Source organism: Clostridium sp. AF50-3 (assembly GCF_003477445.1).
Taxonomy (GTDB): domain Bacteria; phylum Bacillota; class Clostridia; order Lachnospirales; family Lachnospiraceae; genus Otoolea; species Otoolea fessa.
On sequence record NZ_QUDH01000017.1, the window covers coordinates 45,899 to 66,954 of the forward strand.

18 protein-coding genes are annotated in these 21,056 nt (G+C 48.7%); all 18 read right to left on the minus strand.

Translation table 11 applies throughout. The features are described 5' to 3' along the window. Positions 1 to 15 precede the first annotated feature (15 nt). Entirely contained in the window at positions 16 to 294 is a 279-nt protein-coding gene (locus tag DW085_RS15550) for a hypothetical protein (protein WP_118493530.1), read from the minus strand. A 77-nt stretch (positions 295 to 371) separates the two neighbouring features. Further along, positions 372 to 1,235: a hypothetical protein gene (locus tag DW085_RS15555; RefSeq protein WP_118493532.1), complete on the minus strand. Its 864-nt coding sequence runs from the start codon at positions 1,233 to 1,235 to the stop codon at positions 372 to 374. 110 nt (positions 1,236 to 1,345) lie between these two features. Further along, the gene (locus tag DW085_RS15560; protein WP_118493534.1) at positions 1,346 to 2,728 is read right to left on the minus strand and encodes a sigma-70 family RNA polymerase sigma factor; all 1,383 of its coding nucleotides are present in this window, start codon (positions 2,726 to 2,728) and stop codon (positions 1,346 to 1,348) included. A gap of 111 nt (positions 2,729 to 2,839) precedes the next feature. After that, a complete protein-coding gene (locus tag DW085_RS15565; protein ID WP_118493536.1) occupies positions 2,840 to 3,397 on the minus strand; it encodes a hypothetical protein in 558 nt (185 codons plus the stop codon). Positions 3,398 to 3,663: 266 nt separating this feature from the next. Further along, entirely contained in the window at positions 3,664 to 4,065 is a 402-nt protein-coding gene (locus tag DW085_RS15570) for a hypothetical protein (RefSeq protein ID WP_147353968.1), read from the minus strand. Between the two features lie 403 nt (positions 4,066 to 4,468). Next, positions 4,469 to 7,165: a hypothetical protein gene (locus DW085_RS15575; protein ID WP_118493539.1), complete on the minus strand. Its 2,697-nt coding sequence runs from the start codon at positions 7,163 to 7,165 to the stop codon at positions 4,469 to 4,471. A 24-nt stretch (positions 7,166 to 7,189) separates the two neighbouring features. After that, positions 7,190 to 9,277 (minus strand): hypothetical protein, encoded by a 2,088-nt coding sequence (locus DW085_RS15580; protein ID WP_118493541.1) that lies wholly within the window; start codon positions 9,275 to 9,277, stop codon positions 7,190 to 7,192. Positions 9,278 to 9,512: 235 nt separating this feature from the next. Beyond that, positions 9,513 to 9,824, minus strand: a complete 312-nt coding sequence (locus DW085_RS15585; protein ID WP_118493543.1) for a hypothetical protein — start codon at positions 9,822 to 9,824, stop codon at positions 9,513 to 9,515. Positions 9,825 to 9,969: 145 nt separating this feature from the next. After that, complete coding sequence (locus DW085_RS15590; RefSeq protein ID WP_118493545.1) at positions 9,970 to 10,236, minus strand: hypothetical protein; 267 nt, start codon at positions 10,234 to 10,236, stop codon at positions 9,970 to 9,972. Between the two features lie 321 nt (positions 10,237 to 10,557). After that, entirely contained in the window at positions 10,558 to 11,610 is a 1,053-nt protein-coding gene (locus DW085_RS15595) for a hypothetical protein (RefSeq protein WP_118493547.1), read from the minus strand. A 30-nt stretch (positions 11,611 to 11,640) separates the two neighbouring features. Then, on the minus strand, positions 11,641 to 13,395 hold the full coding sequence (locus tag DW085_RS15600; RefSeq protein ID WP_182430908.1) for a DHH family phosphoesterase: 1,755 nt from the start codon (positions 13,393 to 13,395) through the stop codon (positions 11,641 to 11,643). A gap of 189 nt (positions 13,396 to 13,584) precedes the next feature. After that, positions 13,585 to 15,252, minus strand: coding sequence for a hypothetical protein (locus DW085_RS15605; protein ID WP_147353969.1), 1,668 nt, complete (start codon positions 15,250 to 15,252; stop codon positions 13,585 to 13,587). Between the two features lie 83 nt (positions 15,253 to 15,335). After that, a complete protein-coding gene (locus tag DW085_RS15610) occupies positions 15,336 to 16,097 on the minus strand; it encodes a hypothetical protein (RefSeq protein WP_118493553.1) in 762 nt (253 codons plus the stop codon). Positions 16,098 to 16,125: 28 nt separating this feature from the next. After that, the gene (locus tag DW085_RS15615) at positions 16,126 to 16,527 is read right to left on the minus strand and encodes a hypothetical protein (protein ID WP_118493554.1); all 402 of its coding nucleotides are present in this window, start codon (positions 16,525 to 16,527) and stop codon (positions 16,126 to 16,128) included. Positions 16,528 to 16,769: 242 nt separating this feature from the next. Next, positions 16,770 to 17,570: a hypothetical protein gene (locus DW085_RS15620; RefSeq protein WP_118493556.1), complete on the minus strand. Its 801-nt coding sequence runs from the start codon at positions 17,568 to 17,570 to the stop codon at positions 16,770 to 16,772. A 121-nt stretch (positions 17,571 to 17,691) separates the two neighbouring features. Beyond that, entirely contained in the window at positions 17,692 to 19,998 is a 2,307-nt protein-coding gene (locus DW085_RS15625; protein WP_118493558.1) for a hypothetical protein, read from the minus strand. 162 nt (positions 19,999 to 20,160) lie between these two features. Then, positions 20,161 to 20,523, minus strand: a complete 363-nt coding sequence (locus tag DW085_RS15630; RefSeq protein WP_147353970.1) for a hypothetical protein — start codon at positions 20,521 to 20,523, stop codon at positions 20,161 to 20,163. Further along, on the minus strand, positions 20,469 to 21,008 hold the full coding sequence (locus DW085_RS15635; RefSeq protein WP_118493563.1) for a hypothetical protein: 540 nt from the start codon (positions 21,006 to 21,008) through the stop codon (positions 20,469 to 20,471). The genes DW085_RS15630 and DW085_RS15635 overlap by 55 nt, the downstream gene beginning before the upstream one ends. Between the last annotated feature and the right edge of the window lie 48 nt (positions 21,009 to 21,056).

The window sequence follows — 21,056 nt, forward strand, 5'->3', positions numbered from 1 at the left end:
GTACTCCTTTCTCTCTTATCTCCCGTCTGGGAATCTGTTGCGAAAATCCTCATCGATAGCTGCCAGATCGTTAGCATCATCTGTATCACCATATTGGATGGAATACAATGCATCTTCTACAACTTTTGACAGCGCTTCCTTTGTGAACATAATGCCGTCTTCAAGGCGGCTTTTGATATCATCTCGAATAATGGCTTCTAAGCTCTCGCTGCCAAAGTGTTTAGCATCAAACTCGTCATAATTGCACATTTTTTTGAAGGCGTCAAGGTAATCGTCTACCATTATCATTGTCATGATTCATATTCTCCTTTTTTGGTCCGTATTTTGCTTTCCGCTAATCGCTTGTTGCGATGATCTGGTTTTGCATCCTATCATTTCTCGCTCGTATGGTGTGATAGGATTCGAACCAGTTCCGGAAGGTCCGTTTTCGGAATCGTGGAACTGTATGCGAACTGCAGTCTGGCAGCAATCCGTTCCGGTTCCGGGACTTTGGTGCCGGCATCCGCCTCGAAATGGGACATTCCGTCTCCGGTCCCGGATTCATTCGCGATCACATTGGCGATGTACATACCATCACAAAGGCCGCGGATTGCCCAGGTTTTTAAGATCTCTTCCACCATCTCCTTTAATGCAGCCGGTACCTCATGTCCGTCAAACGGATCGAAGGAACTGGCTGCGGCAAGACAGGTACCGAGATCCTCAAACTTTTGCAGTTTTCCATCGGAATCTTTGCTGTAATATTCATACCGGTGGGCCGGACGGTCATATAACTGCACCGCGTCATAATGATCGACGGTCTTTCTTATTGTATCAAGCGCTTTCTCGCGGGTTTCGTACGTTACGCTATGCGGATCCATCTTTTCGTTCCGGATACCGCGTACCTCATAACCGGTCCAGTCGAAATCATCCAGGTTGTTGTTTACAAAATCACGGACCATATATACGATGTCAGCCAGAAGTCTTCCCATCTTTCGCATGGCATCCAAATCCGTCTGCAGTGTCTTGAAGGTGCCAAGGCGAATGATGCGGTTTTCAGACTGAAATACAGCGCCGATATCCAGATAAATCCCTTCGTTTTCCCCGAAGCGCAGGGAACTCCATACGTCCCAGTCATATCCGGTGATTGGGATTCGTCCGGGCGCCGGCTTAGCGTAGTCCAGGATTCCTTCCGGCAACGTAACCATATTACAGATCTGATTAAATAGCTCGTTGTTTGTGTAAGGTGTCTCTCTCATTTTTTCTTTCTCCTTTTCTTTTGATGTATCCATACATGCTCAGTATGGATATCGAAAACATTGTTGGAGATGCAAAAACGGCCTCCTATGCGGGAAGCCGTTTGGTTTTGTTAGTTATCGCTTTTTAAGTCAATCTGGTTCTTCTCACAGAACTGTTCCAATTCCACTTGGCAGGTCGTACCGAAATTCCGAACCAGACACAGCTCCGCCCAGCTTTTCGATTTTAATTCGTTGATGGTTGAGATTCCGGCCCGTCTTAAGCAGTTGTAAAGTCGGGTACTGAAGTTACAGCCTTCGATCGGAATTTCATCAGGTTCTGCCTTAACTTCCGCCGGTTCCGTTTGCTCTGTTATGATTTCGCCTTGTAAGATACGGCATAACCGGATGATACGCAACTTCCGGATCCCGCGGTTCATGACTTCCCTTACCCTGGATGGGGACAGACCCCGTGTTTCACCGATCTCACGGTAAGTCTTTCCGTCACGGAAGTACGACAGGATAAAATCCTGGTTTCTTTGATCGAGTTTTGCGAGTGCTGCATCCAGTTCTTTTTTCATAAACTCGGTAGGTTCCTTTGGGTTTTCGGTGTCCAGGATCTCGCCGATCAGGTTCTTTGGGTATTCCAGATGCTTCAAAGCCCGTCTTTTTCCGCTGCTTTCGTATACAAAATCAGAGGGTTTGTAATATTCCAACTGCAGGCAGTAGGTACAGTCTTTGGCATCGATGTCCATGGCACCGTGTTTACGTATGTCATAGATTGCTTTCCGCGCCGAACCTGTTCCGGCGCTTACGGAAGCTACCAGAGCTGGCATCACTTCTGTACTGGCTGTGCGCTTCACGCATTGAAGCGAAAAGGTTAAGATAGCACCATTTGGGAACGTGTGCGTCAAAAGCGTCTTCTTATAATCCGGGTTCTTTTCTGGGGCAGGGTCCGCCAAAAACTGCGTGATACTGGCGGTCATATCCTTCTGGAAACGGATTGTCTTGTAAAAGATATGCGCTTCTTTCCAGTATTTTTCCATCTGCCCCGCTGTTGCATCCGCCTGTTTGAGCTGTTCGCGGACCTGCTTCAGGCACTCGCAGCGTGATTCATATTCTGTCCGTTCCGGCAATGTAAGAATCCGTTGTTTCATCTGTCTCCTGCAGTATTCCAGAACGTGGTTTGTTAACTGTCTCATGGCAAAATTGCGCGTTCCTGCCGGTTCGAATAAATACGGCAGGTAAAAGGCGACGGACCCGGTGATCTTATCGCGGTACTGCTCATTTAAGAGCTTGACCGCTGCAGGGATCCGGCTTTCTTCCGGCATCGTGTAGGCATTCATGAGTAGTTCGCAGACAGTTTCCGCTTCTTTTTTTGGCTCCAGCGCGCATACATAACAAAAGATGGCTGCGGCCTGTAAAAGTTCCTTACGGATTCCGTCCGGCGCATAGGGGCTGCAGCGTTTTACCGCTTCCTCTACCCAGGCGCTTCGGGTCTTTCTGGTTTCTTCCATAACTGCGTTTTCCCCATGTTCTGCATCTTTCTCATTATTTCTTCCATATCATCCTCCCGCAGCCGCTCATGTGGCTGCACTCCTTTCTCTTTCTGTTTTCTGATGTATCTGCTACGGCTGTGTGTGGTCTGTCATGAAGACCTCAGCAAGTGCAAAGATCGTGCGCCCGGTTTCCTCCGCGGACCTTCGATCTGTGCAAATCACTACATCCGGATGCAGGTCCTGAAAGATCGCATCGTCCCGGCGGATCCGTTCCTGAATCTTATCATCCGTGCTTCCGCCACGCTTTTTCATACGTTCCTGCAACACTGCTTTGGAAGCAGTCAGTGCAACAGTGAAAAACGGACGGTCCTGATAGGCTCTCCGGATCATCTCATAACCATCCGGCGTCACTACGTAAAGATCTGCCTGGTCAAGCTGTTCCCGTTTCGCGCAGTAGCGGTATCCGCAGTATTCCATATAGGCAAAGCGGTCACATTCCGGGATCTGGTCAAATTCTGCCTCTGTGATAAAATGATGTCCGGTCTCATCCTCGGACCTGCGCGGTCTTGTAGTATAAGATTCGATCTGTGTCCAGCCGTATGCGTCACGCATGGCATTTGCCACGCAGGTTTTTCCTGCACCGGATCGTCCCATGATGATCACAAGCGGTTTTTTCTGCTTCTCCATTTCTGTTTCTCCTTTCACAATTCCTTTTTTCTTTTAGACAGTATCAGTATGCGGACAAAGCCACTTCCTGGGCCGTCGATTTTCCTTTTTGTTTCTTTCTGAATGGTGTTCCCGGGAAACACCTCCTTCGGGGCAACGGTAGAAAAAACAGGACTGTTTTTTGCAGTCCTGTATGGAAAAATCATATTTTGCTGGTGCGCGCATGCGCTCACAGAGATGCGGGCGTCTGTCGCATGATGAGCAATGCCATTTGTTTTTGCCGTCTGTTAGTGGTCCAGTTCGTCACCGGCATCCCTTTGGAATTTCGGATTTTTGTTTCCTTCCGTGTCAAGATCCATGGCATTTAATTCATCGATCAGAGACACGGACTGGTCTTTTCCGTGCCCGGACAGGCATGCCTGTCTGGCAGCTTCGGCATCAAACCATGACAGATCCTGTTCCTTCCCGTAATCCGGACCATATGCTGCGGATGCCGTTAAGGTACTCTCAAACCGTCCGATTTCCGCCTGCACGGTCTGCATCTGAGGAACGGTGAGTTGTTTTTCGAGCGCAAACAGGCTTAAGTTTCCGTAGATCCGGTTCTCGCAGGCAATGGAACAGTTTTTGAGATTGCCATCATGGGAGTCATTCACCAAAATCGGCGCATGGAAGCTCGTGACTTTAGTCATGAGAGGAAATGCGCCGGGATAAAAGATGCAAATACCGAGCATATACAGGCAGAATACATATTCTTTGCATTTTTGCCTGTTTTTTTGCCAAAAAGTGTTATCCGCAAAAACAAGGAACCGGCACGCGATACATACTGACGGTGTAATGATTTTTGGAAAGGAGGCTGCGGCATGGATGTAACATTAACAGAACAGATCAAACTGACTTTTGGTTGTACTCGTATGGTTTTAGCAGATTCCGGTACGGGAACCGTAGCATATACTGACCTCCCTTTTTGTTTTTCTTTCCTTCATCAGTATGTATCACCCCATCCGTTCGTCTCTGGGCAAAAAAAGAGCATCGCCAAACGGCGGTGCTCTTCATGGTTTGTTATGTTTCGTTCGGGTCTGCTTCTAACTGCGGTCATTCGCTTACAGAGATTTCGCTCTGTTGCTTGCAATAGCATGTCGCTTTTACAAACACGTTCTCACGATGACTGTCATATTTTTTGTTACTGTAGACTCCGCCAAAGGAATCCAAATACTGGTCACCGGCCTTTGATTTTGTAATGAATATGAACCGGCGGTCAGGTTCAAAATCCGAAGCACCAGCTTCGGACAGGCTTCCTTTTATGTAGTCACTTGCGATAATCAGCTCACAGCCCATTTCTTTTGCTTTCTCCGAGACGAACCGGATCAGTGCTGCTTCCAGTTCCGCTCTGCCGTTTCCCTGCACTCCGGAATAACAGCGTTCCAGGAACAGTACTGGGGTTTCGATTACCGGCTCTTCCGTTATTTCCTGTTTCTCATGCTCTTCGGTCACGTCCGTGAATTTCAGTACGCTGTCCTGATCCACAACCCGGTTTACGGTTTTCGTTAAACGGATTACGGCGCGGCCGACAATACTGCCGTTTTTCTTGACATACACGATCTTTTTGTTGCCGTCAAAATAAGCCAGCAGGCATTCCCGGTACATCCCGTCGATGTAATTCATGCAGGTCCTTGTCGGGACGGCACCCATTTTCATGATGCCATTAAAGGAAGTGTCCTCGTACACGGTGAAATCGGAGATCTGGCTGCTTTGGTCCGTTGTCCATGCATGGAGCATGGATCCCGGGATCCGCATGCAGCACTCCTTCTCCAGATCTGTATATCGAAGCTCCGGGAGCTTTCCGGACATGGCTGCTTTTAATACTACCTTAAACGGTGACGCGATGATTGATCGTGTCAGGTATTCTTTTGCGTACTGTCCGCTTCCGTCTAAGAAAAACCGCTCCACATGTTCGTTGTGTTCATCATAAAACTCATCTGGGAGTTCCAATGATGCTTTCACAGACTGGACGGTTTCATCTTTTAACAGAAATTGCCGCATGCCGTCTTTTAGTCCGTTTTTACAAAGTTCCGGATTTTCGATGGCAAAAATACATTCCGTTTCCGTTGTCGCTTCCTCGAAGGCTTTTTCTGCCTCTGCTGATGCACAGATCGCTTTTGCAGCCAGCCTCATGGATACTGGTATCCGGAATAGCATGTTTGCCGCCGTCGGAAGGTCGTAACGCATCAACACTGTCGCCGCATTCCTTGCTTCGGCGCTTGACATATCATGATCATAATACCTTGCGAACTGCGACACCCTGCGACAAGCCGTTTCCGATCGCATTTTGCTAAGGAGCACGAAGAACATTTCCAGTTCATTCCGATACTCCTTTGCATTCGTGCAGATCTTGTGGATGGTACTTAATTCCTGACATGTGTATGGCGGACGCTTTTTGTATTTTTCACCGAATTCCAGGATATCATCCGTATATTTTGCAATGACATCCAGGACTTGATTCTTTGCTATGGCATTGATGTCTTTTGCACTCCACGCATTTAAGTATACGAACATTCTGACTGGTTCCTGGTACTCCTGAAGATATCCCACTGTTTCTTCGGCTAACTGATTTTCCTTTAGATAGCGAAGGACTGTTTTCTGGTTCTTTACAATCGCATCGGTTATGAAGTCACTACCGGCAAATTCCTCGTCATCAAGGGAAACTGATGGAATACGGGCCTCCCATGTTCCGGAAAACACTTCGCGTCCACAGATATTCAGTAAAATGGATACCAGTGGCCGGGCTAACAGGCGGTCCAATTCTTCCTGCGTATGTCCCTGCACGAACCGGTCAAGACACCGCAGAAAATGCGGCTCGCCACCGCCATATGCGAAAAGACACAGCAATCTGGCAGTCTGAGTTGTATCTGTGATGTTCCATCGTTCCAGATAACTGATTGCTGTTTCCGGGGCGTCCTGTGCAGCCGCCATGCTGACTAATGAATACACGCTTATCTTTTCCCTGAGTTTCCTGTTGCAGAGGACCCAGTTAAAATATTGCGCAGTACTTGGATGCTCGGTAATCGCCATCGCCATGGAGTGCTGTGCGTTTCTGTAATGGGTCGTGCGGATCGCGGGAGTGAAAAGCAATGTCCGGTAGAATTTCGCGATCTCATCGTTTGTCTTTTCTGGATAAATGGAAAATAAGATGCTTTCACCTAATTGAGTCATCACTATTTTTTTACGCCAGTATTCCTGGCGCATGACTTTGAGGATTTCATCCGGTGTGAAGTAACACATTAAAAAGAAAATGTTCTTTATCGCGTCTTCCTCGCTCATTTCCGCATATCCAGACAGTTCTTCCCAGAATGGATCCATATCCTTTGAAAACCAAGCCGTAAGGTGCTCCTTATCGCCTTCATAAAGCCGGCAGAATTCCGATAATTTCTCGGTGATACAATTCTTTTCGGGGAACCACGCCAGCAGTTTGAGACTGCGCGGCGTACCACAGAACAGATCCAGCAGCCCTAAGATCTTTTGGTAGTCAGCGCCGAACCCGGAGCCGATATGAAGCGAACTCAGATATACCTTGTGGGCACTTAGGATGCGGATGACACTGGATAGACGCTGTAATCCGTGTGTCTGTTCGCACTTTAGCAACCATGCATTCATCCACGATGGTACCTGATACGGATAATAACCATATCTCCAGTTGGGTCGGACCTGTCCATCATGTTCGTCGCGATCCTGGTCCTTATTTGTTTTCTGCCATGCGATGGCAAATTTTGTTCTTTCTATGATCTTTTTCATTTTTTCTCCTTTGTTATTTCTGCTCTATGATCTTTCTGTCTCCGCATCATCCACAGCCCGCCATTCGGCATCTGTCATCTGCTGGATCCGTTTCGCAAGGATCTGTAAAAAATACGAATCTTTACAGGCTTTTGCTATCGATGTCATACTGTCTGCATATTCAAAAACATTGCATCCATGGAGTCTCATGGACTGATAAAGCGTCTCATCCAGTATGCCGGAATTACCGGTCATGCGGACATTTGTGTTTTTGAGGATTTTTAAGATTGTTATATCCCTTCCGCCCCGACGGTAAACATAGTCGTAATGCGTGAAAAAGGCTTTCGGGTTTGTTAACAACTTCATGACCGCTTTTTCTGTTTCCCGCTGCAGATCCTGAAGCTCTTCCAGTTCTTTGGCTATGGTCTTTATTTCTTCCTCTTTGTTTAAGTAATCGGTAAATTCCTGCTTCGAAAGAAGATTTTTAAGGACTGCATTTTTTTGGACTGGAAAAACATCCTGACGTAATAGTGTTTCAGCCAGATCTTTTGCCGTTTCTGTGCTCATATAATCCGCAAATGCAATATCGTTCTTTAGCATGTGTTCATAAAGCTTCAGTAAGTTTAATGGCTGATTCTGGTAAACAGAATCGGCATACAGCTCAAATAAGCCCATCCGTTCTGTCTTTGTCAATGGCTCTTTCTCGTTATTGCACATTGCAGCGAAGAACTCAGCGGGGTATTCGGTAAAGACTGCATCCGGCAGCGTGCGGGAAGTTTCCTGATAACGCTTCAACAAGATGCGAAGCGTCCAGTTATCCAGTCTTGATAAGGACTGTACGCAGCTCCAAAAATCCTCAAAGGCTTCCGTCTCATATCGTACGAGCCCGGCTTGGATAAATGCAGGGGTATAAGGTCCGGCATATTGAATGCATGTCTTTAATTTCGTCTCTTCATTTACTTCTACGCTATTCTGCTGCATGGTCCAGATGATCAGGCTGAGGGCTGCTTTTAATACTTCCGCTTTACGGCCTGACTTTTCGTCTGCTTTTGACGACGCATCATAAATCGCAGCCTGCAATAATTCATATCGGTCATATTCGGTCACTGCCAGCCATCGGTTCCGGTTTTCTGTCGCAAGACAATCAAATTTTAAGATCCCAAGGAATGACATGAATCCTTTTTTGTAGGTTTCGCATACCATTTTCTGATAAAGGAACATCCAGTTTTCTTCCGTTAGTTTCGGCTGCTCATACCGGTCCGTCTGGATCATCTGAACGAAATCCCGCATCTTGGAATATCCATTGATTTTAGGCTTTAATTCACGATCGCACGTCTGGAGTAACAGTTCCTTTTCTATTTCCGTATAGGGTGCTGTCTCATCATCACCGGAACATATCAGGTTCTGGATGAAAGATGCGTCAATCTTTTGCAGGATCGCATCGGATAACCGGGCGCGATTTGCCAACTTTGCGTTCAGATATCGGATCTGGCGCATGGAAAAATATTTGCTTAGCCTGCGGGCGCCATCGGACTGATTCGTCACGTTCTTTTCCTGAAGAAGCCGCATATCAAGGATTTTTCGGTTCTTCGTCCGTAGGATTCCCTTTGTCAGGAGTCCGAGGATACGCTGTACTTTTTCCAGATCCTCCGGGGACCATACATCCATGCTTTCCACGAAAGCCTCAAGCGCTTCTTGGAAGATCATCGCAAAATCAGGGAAGATCTCTGTAAGCTCGATCATGTCCTGACAGCTCAGACGGTTATCTGCTACCACAGCCGCAATGTGTTCCAAGCTAATCTGCTGTTTCCCGGCGTCTAACGCAGGAAGGCGACCAGATTTACTGCCGTAAACCCTGTACGCATATTCCAATGCCTCCATGAAAGCATCTGTTCTGGATTCTGTTTGAATGCACGCAAACAATCGCTGGTACTGGTCATCATTGATAAAATCCCGGAATAACGATTCTACCGAATCCTTCGCATTGCATGCGATGATATGGCACATCTGGCGTAAATCATTTTTGTTCACGCCTGCCATACGGATCTGGTCGATAAGCTCGCCCAGGTACTTGCCGTTGCAGACGCCATAACGGGCCGCAACTTTTAATTGTTCTTTCTGTTTTTCATTCATTTTTCCTTCCTCCATTTCTTACATTTCGTATTTACGGTATCAGTATGGAAATCTGTTCCCGAAAAAAATGGAAGAATATACGCCATGATGGCTGCAACGTATTCGGATGATGGAGCGTTCCGGCTGATATGCCGGATGGATGAAATGCATTAGGACGCAAAACACCCCGGGCAAGCATATCTGTCTGCTTATCCAGGGTGTTGTTTTGTATCATAGAAACGACCGATGCGGTAGATCAGTCGGGGTGTTTGTTATCGGTTGTTTTAAGAGGTGATGCCTCGATTTGGCTTTGGATCCCGGTTTCCCGGATGGCTTTCGCCCATGTTTCTCCGGTAGCCACCAGAAAATCGATGCCAAGCATGCCCAGGGCGCTGCCCATATCCACCAGGGTTCTTAAGGACTGGATTGGGAGGCCTTTGTTATAATACAAACCTTTGATCCGCTTTCTGCTCCGGTCCGACATGATCCGTTTGGAATTCCATTCGATCTCCTTGCAGATCATTTCCAACTCACGTTCTTCCTTTGTCAATTCTTCGTGCTCATTCATAAAAATCAGTCCTTTTTGGTCGCGTTTTTTTTGGATTTCCAGTCGCAGTCATCGAATGATTTGCATCACCCTTATCTTTTCCATTACCATTTTTCCTTTCGTTATTCGTTTTTTTCTTGATACTGAAACATCCATTTTTGGGACATCAGACTTTTTGGCTGCCCACGGTGCGGGCACATCCGTACCGGGTCAGGTCACACCATCCGAACTGCAGCAGCTTCGCACAGACCGATTCGCAGATATTTTTAGAAACTGCGGGGATGTATTTCCACTCGCCGTCCCGGCAAAGAAATTGTAGCCCGCCGGCGACGAAGCCTTCCGACGTTTTCATATCCTGATGTCTGAGAGTTATGATCTCCGTAACACAAATATGCGCGGCGCCATGGTCGCCGTCTTTAAACAAAATCCTCATCGTACGCTTTTCCTCCTTCCTTTGATCGGTCAGTCGGCCAATCGGTGACGCAATGGGTTGGACGAGTTCACGATCAATGTGATACTGTCAGTATGCAACATGTAATCATACACGATTTTTGCGGATAACACTTTTTGGTCAAAAACGGCATATTTTTGGTCCGCCCGCATTTGCAATATCTTATGGATGTATACCTGATGCCGTGCAGGAAAACGCATACACAGAATTCGGGCTTCTGCATCAGATTTCAGTCTTTTCTTCCTTATGATTTCCAGGCATGAGAAAAGCCGCCCGAGGACGGACGGCTTTTGTGATCGTTTGTTACCCTTTTTGTTTTTCTTGCGCCCGTCTACGATTGTCGTAAAAGATCCGTTCGTCTTCGGCGCGTTGCTGTTTGTAAATGGCCATTTTATAATATTCCAGGTTGTTCTTCATGGTTTCATAAAACTCGACCATTTCATTTGATGTTAGATAATAAGCGGCTTCCTTCCGGTCCGCTTTTGTTGCAAGCGGGTCATTCGACCCGATGTGAATGATCTGTTCCAGCCCATCTTTTTTTAACGTATCTACGTACTGGTTCTGGATATAGACCTTATAATTGGTCTTTTTGTTCTGCGGCAGAAAAGTAATCCGCAACAGATAGGAATTTACCAGTTCCTTCTTTTTACCGGTGGCATCTGTCACTTCCTTTGTCTCCGAACGGAATGTTTTTTCATTTGGTTCGTAGATTGGAATTTCTGCCGGGGCCGCCTGTTGGACGGGCGCGCCTTCTGCCTGGTTCAATTCTCCTTCCTTGTAAAACCGGAATGCCATGTCGATGGCATCGATCATGGCCTGGTTTGCACGGTACTGTGCCAGCTTGCTTACCAGGAAATTTTTCTGGTTCTGCAGTCCGTCTGCGGTCCGCTTGACGCTTTCTGCACCTTCCCGGACGGCCTGCAGGAGCAGTTCTCCCGGAGCTTTGTTTTTCCAGTCCGGAAAAGACGGCGGTGCGATCTTAAACCGCTCCGTGAATGCCGCTGTCTGAAAGATCCCTCCGCTTTCTCCCGCGGATGGTCCCGGGGTTGCAAGATCGAATCTCATGTCAAACAGTTTTTCTTCCGCCCTCTTAAGCCGGATCCCGATCAGTGCCAGTTCGTCCAGCCGGATGTTCGCCTTTACGACTTCCTTTTTCTTGGTCTCATCATTAATGGTTAAGATACTGACTCGGTAAACGGAAGCCGGGTGGACCAGCTCCAGATATGTGGCGTTCGCGCTGTCATCCACGCGGGACAGCCTGTCTTCGATCACGATGGCCTGGCTGCCTACCTTTGTGCTCTTTTTGGCATCAAAGATCTGCTTTGGATATGAGCGTGCCTTTTCGTTGTTTCCCATGCGTTATGTACTCCTCTTTTGTCCGTATTGTTATGCCGTGCCGATGCGCTTTGCGGTCCGGTCCCTTGCTTTTTGTTCCAGCCGTTTTGCGAAGCCGCTTTTGCCTGGCTTCTGGTTATGACCACTTTCCTCCAGACCGGAGAATTCAAAGCGGTAATCGAACTTGCCCTTGTAGTAATGAAGCTGCACGCTGCCTACGAGATCGATACATCCCGGGGCGCCGATCGCCGCATATCGTTCCGGTTCCTTAAAGGAGATACAGCTGTAATCCGTCGCATGGATCAAGATTCCGGCATTGTTTTTTAAATACCGGAAATTGGACATCCCGTCTTCCATACGGACCGGGACGACTGCCAGATTTTTCAGGTGCAGTACCGGCGCCGGGTTTCCCTGCCCATACGGGCTATACCGGATCACTTCCTCAAAGACACGTAAAACATGGTTACGCTTTCTGCCGTCCAGTTCCATGTCACAGACCGTCGGCATCTCTTCCCTGGTAAAACCCGGGTACAGGTTCATCAGAGTGTCCTGCATGACATGACGGAATGCATTGAGGTTTTCTGCTTTTAAGGACAAGCCGGCTGCCGGAGCGTGCCCGCCAAACCTTAAAAGGTACATTTCCCCGTGCTTTAGCAGATTGTAGAGGTGTACGCCCCCGCTGCTTCTTGCAGAACCCTTTAATATTCCTGCCTGCTCGGCGTCTCCGAGCAGAATGCACGGGGTGTGCCATTCTTCCGCGATACGTCCCGCAATGATCCCGATGATCCCCTCTGGAACTCCGGGTGCATAGATCGTCATAGGATTATCTGCCTCCAGATGCTCTTTTTGAATCTGTTTGTTGATTTTCTTTGTCCACTCATCGGACAGTTCCTTGCGCTTCTCATTATCCGTTAACTGCTTTTCCGCCATGAGCTTCGCTTCTCTTAGATCTCCCTCGTAAGACATCAGCAAAAAGCTTTGCTTGGCGCCATCGTCATACAGACGTCCCGGTGCGTTCAAGCACGGGGCGATCTTGAATCCGATATCTGTTTCCGACACATACTCGTTGCAGTCGCATAAGGATAAAAGCGCGAACAGCCCGGTGGTTGCATAGCCTATGTCGGTCATGTAGTGAAGGCCGTACCGCACGATCCTGCGATTTTCGTAGGTGAGCGGCACGCTGTCCGCGATCGTTGCGACCGCCGCCAGGCATAATAGCCGTATCAGGACCTTCCTGTCATTGATTAACTGACACATGATCCGGTACGCTAAGCCGGCCCCGCAGTACCCGTTAAAGTCGGCGGAACCTTCGATCGCGTTCGGATCGATGATCAGGTCAGCATCCGGATAGACCGGAGTCCCGTTCTCATCCGTGGTCGGCAGGTGGTGGTCAACGACCATAACTGTCATGCCCTTGTCTTTTGCTTTTTTGATCGGCCCGATCGCGGAGATTCCGTTATCGACCGTGATCAAAAGTGAGTTACCTTCAAATTCATCAATTGCCTTTTCGGATACGCCGTATCCTTCGGAAAAGCGTTTTGGCAGTCGCACGGTTACATGACCTTCATATCCAAGCGCCCGCAGCCCGACCATCATGACCGCCCCGCAACAGATCCCGTCCACATCATAATCTCCAAAGATGTAGATGTGGCGTTTTTCACGCATGGCGGCTTGTATCATGTCCCTGGCCTGGCTTAACCCATCGATACGGTATTTTTTCGTATCTTTCATCAGGGTTTCCGTGCTCATGCCAGTGTTTTGCTTGACGAGTCCCGCTATAGTTTCCGGGACTCCTTCCCGTTTCACAAACATTTTTTCTCTCCTTTCTCTATTTCTTTCATCATGATTCAGCTTCAGTATGCGTATGGCGGGATGTCCTTTTTGGGTAAAATTCTGTATCCGGGTCCTGCTTGTTCTGTGAGGCAGCCGGTTTTTTACCAACGAAAAAGAAGCCTCCAAAAGGAGACTTCTTTCTGTCTGCTTGTTGTACACCTGTTACTGGGCTGCCTGTGTTTCTGCTTCCGTTCCCGCTTCTGTTTCCGCTGGCTGAGCAGCATCCGCTACCGGCGCTGCGTCTGTGCCAACCTGCGTGTTGTCAACCCATACCCGGCCGAGATCGGAACCGTTGACATTAATGGTGTAATTGCCAGCTTCCAGTCTCGGCAGACGGAATACCTGCTTACCATACTCGTTCACGAAAAGGTTACTCGGGGTCGCCTCTTCGGAATACCTTTCTCCGCTCGGTGTCACGATCTCAACCTTTGCGGCATGGTCTTTATTCTGCCAGGTTACCGTAATGTCGTTCTGGACATCAGACGCTTCCAGGTAGATATTTAAGCTGCCATGGCTGCCGCTCTGGATGTAGGACTTCGCATTGCCGCTGGAAACATCCGTGGAGATCGTGCGGTAGATATCCTCAAAATTGTAAAAACGGAGTTCCCAGGAACCTGCTACCGCGCCGTCGATTGTTGCGGTCGCGTAGTACATATCGGACTCATCCCCGCTTCCCTGGGTCATCGCAAGCTGGGTTGCCGTGCCTGTTGGGGACATCATGACGATCTTCGGGAAGTTTCCGTGCTGTTTCGCCTTTGTTTCATCTTCCGGTGTGTGGTACTGATAGGAAATCGAGAAATTTAAGGCGTTCTGGGAAGAATCCGTATTCAGGGTGATCACGTCATTTGTGGCTTCCAGCGTGGACGCCTGTACCTCCGTGTTACCGTTTGTCTTTCCGGTCTCTTCCTGGTATTCATAATAGGTCAGGGTCTTTCCATCTTTCCCGGTGTAATAATATGGTTCCGTCATATCAATATCACCGGTCGATCCGCCGCGTTCCACATCATAATATTTCACCAGTCCGGCATTGTTGATCAGGTAATATCCACTCTTTAAGTAATCCGGGATCGTAACGATCGCGTATCCGTCCGGGGAGTTGCTGTAGTCCTCGGTGGTATAAAGCTCAAAGGAAGTGAACATCTGGGTATCCGCTGTGGCATTGATGCTGACCAAGGTGGTGCCGATATAGGCGTCGCAGTTTGCGACCGCATCCTTGGTCAATCCCGCAACGATACCGCCGGTGCGGAGGTTGTCCTTTGTGATCGATGTTCCGTTGATCTTATCGATCACGAAACCGTTACTGATATCGTAGCCGGCCTGCTGTTGCGCCATTAACGCCTGTACGATGCTGGAATTCGCTTCGCATCCGGATTTATCCTGGCTGAACTGCACCTTTCCGGCGCTGTTCGCGCTTAACCCGTAAACACCCAGGGAATACCCCTGGTCGATGAAACGTTCCCATACAAAGGATGGCACGTTTCCGTTGGACTTGAACACCAGCTGGTCATTTTTATACATGGTCGGGATCGCCCCGTCTTTGTACACATAATCGACGATCCGGTTCTCTTCCGACCGGGTCATGCCGTTTCCGGTATCATCCGTGGATGTTACGGCTTTTGTTGCGTCAAAGCTGATGCCCTCAAGCGGCAGCTCGTAAAAATCCCCGGCATTCTTCACATAGTAGCTGCCGGCCTGTAAATCATTGACAGTCACTGCAGTCAGCGTCTGTTCCGTCGGCATTGCCGGCGCTTCCTCTTTCTTTTTGCATCCTGTGGCCGCGATCGCGGTCAGGGCAAGGAGAGAGGCAAGATAAAGGTATTTCTTCTGCATAATTGTTCCCTCCGTTTTTTCTCTCAGTATGTACTGGCAGGTAATCCGCGAAAATTTTTGCGGATAACACTTTTTGGTCATTTTTAACGTCTTGGATGTTTATTGAAGTTCTTGATGATTGTCGCGTTATAAAGTGCGGCAGCCCCGAGGAAAACCACGATCAAAAGGATGTTATCCTTTAAAAAGTCGGAGAACATCTTTCTTGCCCGGTTCTGCTGGAACTGTATGGTATAACGGGCATTCTTATAAATGCTCATGGTCTGGCCGGAAGCCACTAACGGCATGGTTCCGCCATCCTTCATGGAGACGACCTGATAATCACCATGCTCAAGCTCCACGATCTGTCCGGAAGACCGGATCGTGATCTTTTCTTTTATGCCCGTATCTACCTCTTTTAAGATGAGATTCACCGGGTACACCGGCTTTGTTCCAGATGCGTTCGTAAACTGGAAACTGACATTTACATGGTTCTTATCTTCCGGCGCCGTATAAATATCTTCCTGCGAGGTGTCCGTCTCTTCAGGTTCTGCCTCTTCGGTTTCGTCTTCATCCTGTTCCGTTTCCGTGCCTTCCGTCTCGCCCTCTTCTTCCTTAATATCAGACTCTTCCTCTGCGGATGTCTCCGGCGTGTTTTCTGTTCCTTCGCTTTCCAGTGCTTCCTGAGTCTCCGGCGTTTCCTGCGTCGGCTCTGCCTGCGGGGTTTCTGTTTCCTGCACCTGCGTTTCTATCGCAGATTCCGGCGCGGCATCCTGTGGCGCGGCAAGGGCCGGGGATGTGGATAAGATCACTGCCGTCCCGCACGCAACGGTAAACAGCCATGCCCTGGATTTTATGATATTGCCCAATGTCTGGTCCTCCTTCGTGATGTTCTTTTTATCTGATCGTTTTCTGCTGCATACGGAGGATCGTATACAGGCAGTAAAACGGGTCTTCCTGTTTCAGTTTGGGGCGCATCGCGATCTTCGCAACCGCGATCGTGGATGAAAGGTCGTACATTTCCATGCACTGGTAGTTCCTGCAGATGATGTCGCATACCTGCTTTTTAGTCTCTGCCGGTTCCATCAGGACCGACGCCAGTGCATACGGGAACATATGTCCGAACCGCTTCTCGAAGTCCGCATCCAGGCTCATTTTACCCTGTTCTTTCTGACGGTTGACGATCCCTAACAGTTTATCGCTTTCCTGCCCGATATCGTCCCGCTCGTTATTCCATCCATACATGGATGCCTGGCGTAAAATCAAAACCAGTTCCTGGTATCTGATATCTCTAATCATATTATTTTCGCAAATGTCTGTGTCAGGTTATTCACACAATCATATGTTTCTCCTTTCTCGGTTAGTTATATCAGCGCGGTTCCCGGTGCCGCACGTTTATACTGAATACAGTATGTCACATCTTTTTGAAAACTATCCGAAATCGGAAGGACGCATACATTTTTATTTGTTTTTTGCCGCAAACCGTACAAGCCGGACACAAAAAATGCCGCAGCATTTCGCTGCGGCTTTTCCGGGTTTGATTATTCTCCCTTTTCGCGGTCCTTGCCGAATCCGTGATAAGCTTCCTTGATCACGTGGCCTCCGCTTAAGTTGTAATCTTTGTCCATGCGCTCCTTGGCCTCGCGCTCGCGTTCCGCCTGGTAAGCCTCGTCCTCGGGCTTCTTGCGTTCTGCTGCCGTACGGATGGATTCTTCCGCCGCGATCTCGGCACGTACCTGGTCGGATACCGCCTTGTCGTCGAAATCCGGATCATAATAGAACTGCAGGGTATCCGGGGTGAATAACATCTGGAGTTCATTACACTCCGCATACATCGGGTCATGCGGCTGCACGTTGTGGAAGATTGGGTTGATGGCCGTGATCATGGCGCCTTTTAAACTCATCGGGCGCACCGTCACATTGAGTCTCGGCACGTACGCGTCGTCATGTTTCCCGTAAGAAAATTCCGTCAGTTCCTTGGCGAAATCTTCCAGGATCGTGAGCATCCGGGAAAAATCCGTTGCGGTCGCATATTTATAGGTTACGCGCAGGGTTGCATACCCGCCGATATCAAATACGCTCACGATCGGTTCCCTGGTTGTCAGCTCCGCAAGCTTTTTCGTGACATCGCCGGTCAGTGTATCCAGTAATTCCAGGGCGAAATTGATAACAGTCAGGTTGTCCCCGTGTGAATCTTTATCCCACAGGGCTTTTATGATGTCATCCGGTGTGATCGGCGGCTGTTCCGCCTCTGCTTCCGGTTCCGGCTGTCCGGCTGGTCCATATTCCGGCGTTACGGCTTCCGTCTGTTCCGGAAGGTCCTGTTTTAATTCTTCTGGCATAATTAGCCTTCCTCCTTTTCCTGATGGAATGTTCTGCCCGGTCGCTTCCTGCCGGGCAGAATCTTATATACAGTATGTCGGATCTTTTCGGATCTTGTCTTTTTGTTTCCGGGGTTCTTTGTTATTCCCGTTCTTCGTGTTCTTCGCCTTCCTGTTCCTGGCCTTTCGTCTGGCGCTGTTCTTGACCCTGTTCCTGGCCTTGTTCTGCTTCTGGCTCCGGTTCCAGGATTTCCTGTAAGGAGCGGTCCGGATCCAAGGCTGCTGCGTTCAGCTCTTCCAAACTCCATGCGAACGGGCCGTTTTTCGCCGTAGGAAGGACCGTATCAAAGATATGGCGAATATCCTGGCGCTCCCGGTTTACGTTTTCAATATGGATCGCGCGCGCTGCCTCAATCTGCTTTCCGATCGCGTCTTGCGCCGCTGCGGCCTTTGCTTCGGCTTCCTCCAGGGTCATTGCGCCGCATGCTCTCTCGATTGACTGGATGCGTTCTGTAACCAGCTGTTTCTGGGTTTCCAGATATTTCCGAAAAGCGTCCGCATTATCTATAGACGGCGGGTCATTTCGCAGTGGGTGGTCCGCTTGCTGTTTCGCGCTCAGATCGTCAACCAGGTCTTTTAAGGCTCCACTGATCTGCTGTTTTAATTCTTTGCACTGGTAGTTTAAGATCTTATTCTGCTTGGCAATTTCTGTTAACTCCGAACTTTCTGGATTGCGTTTTCTTAAGTTATCTTCTTTCGCACGGGATGCAAACAGTTCTTCCTGTTTTTCCCACAATTCTTTCGCACTGACATCGATCTGATCACAGGATTTTAGATATCCGTTAATCATAGCTTCCGTCTTTTTTGCTTCCGCGAAGGTGCGGAATGTAAAACCGGCTGCCTGCTGTGCATGGTCGCTTGGGATTTTAAAGGTTTTTCCCTGTCCGTTTACCGGAGTGAATACGATGTCGTTCATGGAAGTACTCTTATTGTCTGTGGATGTATATCCCATGCTCTGCACGTGGTACAGCACGTTATCGATCCGTACGTCCCCATAATCCTTGCCCTGGCCCGGAGAAACAGCATTCCATGGGATAATATGGAGCGGTTCCGGATCCTTGACGGTGCGGGTAACGGCATCCGCGAAAGTTTTTCCGCTTAACACGTTATGGACATCATCCGCGCGGTTATAATCCTCCCGGAAGTTTCCGGCAAGATCTGCGGCGATATATGCGCCAAGGGTTTCCGCGATATCCATTTCCTGGTTGTTTTCATCCCTTCCCACTGCCTCGATGATGTTGTAGTTGGAATCCATGGTGACATGGATATCGGTTGCTTTTAAGAAGGACGCTTTCGTCCCCATTTCATCCTTGCCGCAGGCGATATCGAAGGTGATCGTTCCGTCGCCGTTTCGCGTAGCTTTTGCGTCCACCGGCTGATGTTCGATCTGTTCCAGGTGTTCCGCCAGACGCTTCTCATAATTTGCAAGGAATTTGTTGCTCTCAGCGGTATCCTTGGTAAAGACCTCGTAAAGGTGTTTTAAAGGTCTTTCCGGCTGCGGTTCCGGTTTATCCGGTTGCCCTTTTCCGCCTTCCTGTCTTTCTGTCTTTGACTGGTCCGGTTTATTAACATCCGGCATCGGCGTCTTTGACCCGCCATTTTCATCCGGCTGGGATCTTTGGGAATCTCCCTGAGATGCGCGCGCTGCTTCTTCCTTTGCTTCCCGTTCTGCCTGTTCTCCCATCTGGAGGGCATGCATATAGCCTTCCCGGCCAAGCCCCCTTCTGGCGATAATATGGAAGAACAGGTTTCCGTAATCGCGTAACGAACGTTTCTGTTTTGTCTCCTTGGTGCGTTTCTCCATGCGGGAGACCTCGTCCGAGTCGCGGGCGCCAGATTCCTGCTCTTTCTTCTGTTCGGATTGTTTTCTGGTATCTTCCTGTTTTTCAGTCCCCTGTTTTTCGGTTTCTTCTTTGGAAGTGCCCTTCTTGTCCGTATCCTTCTGCGTTTCCTGGCCTTTCCCCTTCTTATCCTGATCCTGGTCCTTCTGTTCTTCCTGCTCTTTGGATGGATCTTCCTTCTTCGGGTCTGCCTGCTCTTCGGCCGTTTTCTGGCGCCGCTCAAACGGGCGGCGGCGTTTCGGGATGATCTGGGAATCCGGCTGCGGGTGCAGGATATGGTGGAAGAATCTGCGGATCCTGCTTAATAACAATCCGAACCGCTCAAAAAGCGACATCTTCTGCGGCGGCGACTGCTGCATTTCCTCCCCGGTCTTTTCTGTCTGTTCGGGGGCGTCCTGCTTTTTCTTACCCTCCGTTTCTCCATGCTTTGCATCTTCCGTCCGTCCAGTGCCGGATGGTGCTCCCTGGCCCGTCCTGGTTCCATCCTCGTGGGATGGATCTTCCGGTCCGCCATGGTTTATTCTATTTTCGTCTCTTTCTTCTGCCATTGAGCTTTCCCTCCTTTATTTTTCTTTTATCAGTATGTGGACGGTTACAGGATTGTAGGAATAAAAAAATAAGCTCCTGCAAAAGATGCAGGAACTTATAAAAGGGTATAGTATCCCCGTAGCCAATCTGTTATCTCGGTGCTGTATAAAATTGTCGTCTGCTTATTGCGCGGGCTTCGTATGCTCCTTTGCCCTTGAGCAGGTTTCCGTCAGGTAATATTTGGTGCTGTGGTCGATGTCATCGTACATCACATCGATGTATTTCCACTTTCCGTCTACATAGACCATGTTGCAGTCGTGATTGATATGATCATGGTCAATGGTGACCTGCAATCCGTTCGCATTGCCGAAAATATAGAACATTCCAGAATACACATTGCATAATCCGATATGGTCAGCCAGTGCGGAACCCATGCCGTGGGCCCTTGTCGTTTCTTCCAGGTTATGCATACTTGGCGTGTCCATTTTCTCTATGAGCATGTCATGGAGCGCGCAGATCTTGGCAGCTGTGTCCAGTCCCTGCATGCTCTGCTGGCTTCCAGGTACGTCTGGTAAAAAAGACGCAGTTCCTGATAATTTGTCTCGTTGATCCCGTCTTTATTTAAAGGAACCGGAGTGACCGTCCTGACTTCCTGTCGTCCATTTGGCCACATGACCAGACCTGTCTGGATGTAGTTTGTGAACATGGAAGAAGGGATGGATTCGGCTTCCGACGGCGACAGGACGCAGAGCAGGTCGCCCAGATAATCACTCTTACTGTTTTTGTAATTTGCACCAAAGACGCTCACCATGCAGACATGATATAAAAATTCACGTTCCGCCTCCGGAAGCTTTTCCGAAACTGTTTTAGCCATTTCGGAAACCTCCTGATAATACGGATGATTCGTTATATAGCAGACGGAATTTTCATTTTCATATGTTAATGCCGCGTAACCCGGAAACTGTGCGGATAACGCCATGCAGGTTGTCATACAGAACATCGCGAGGGATTTGATCAGTCGTTTTCTCATATAAGTTGTCCCCTTTCTTTTCTTATAACTATATTATACGAAATTTAT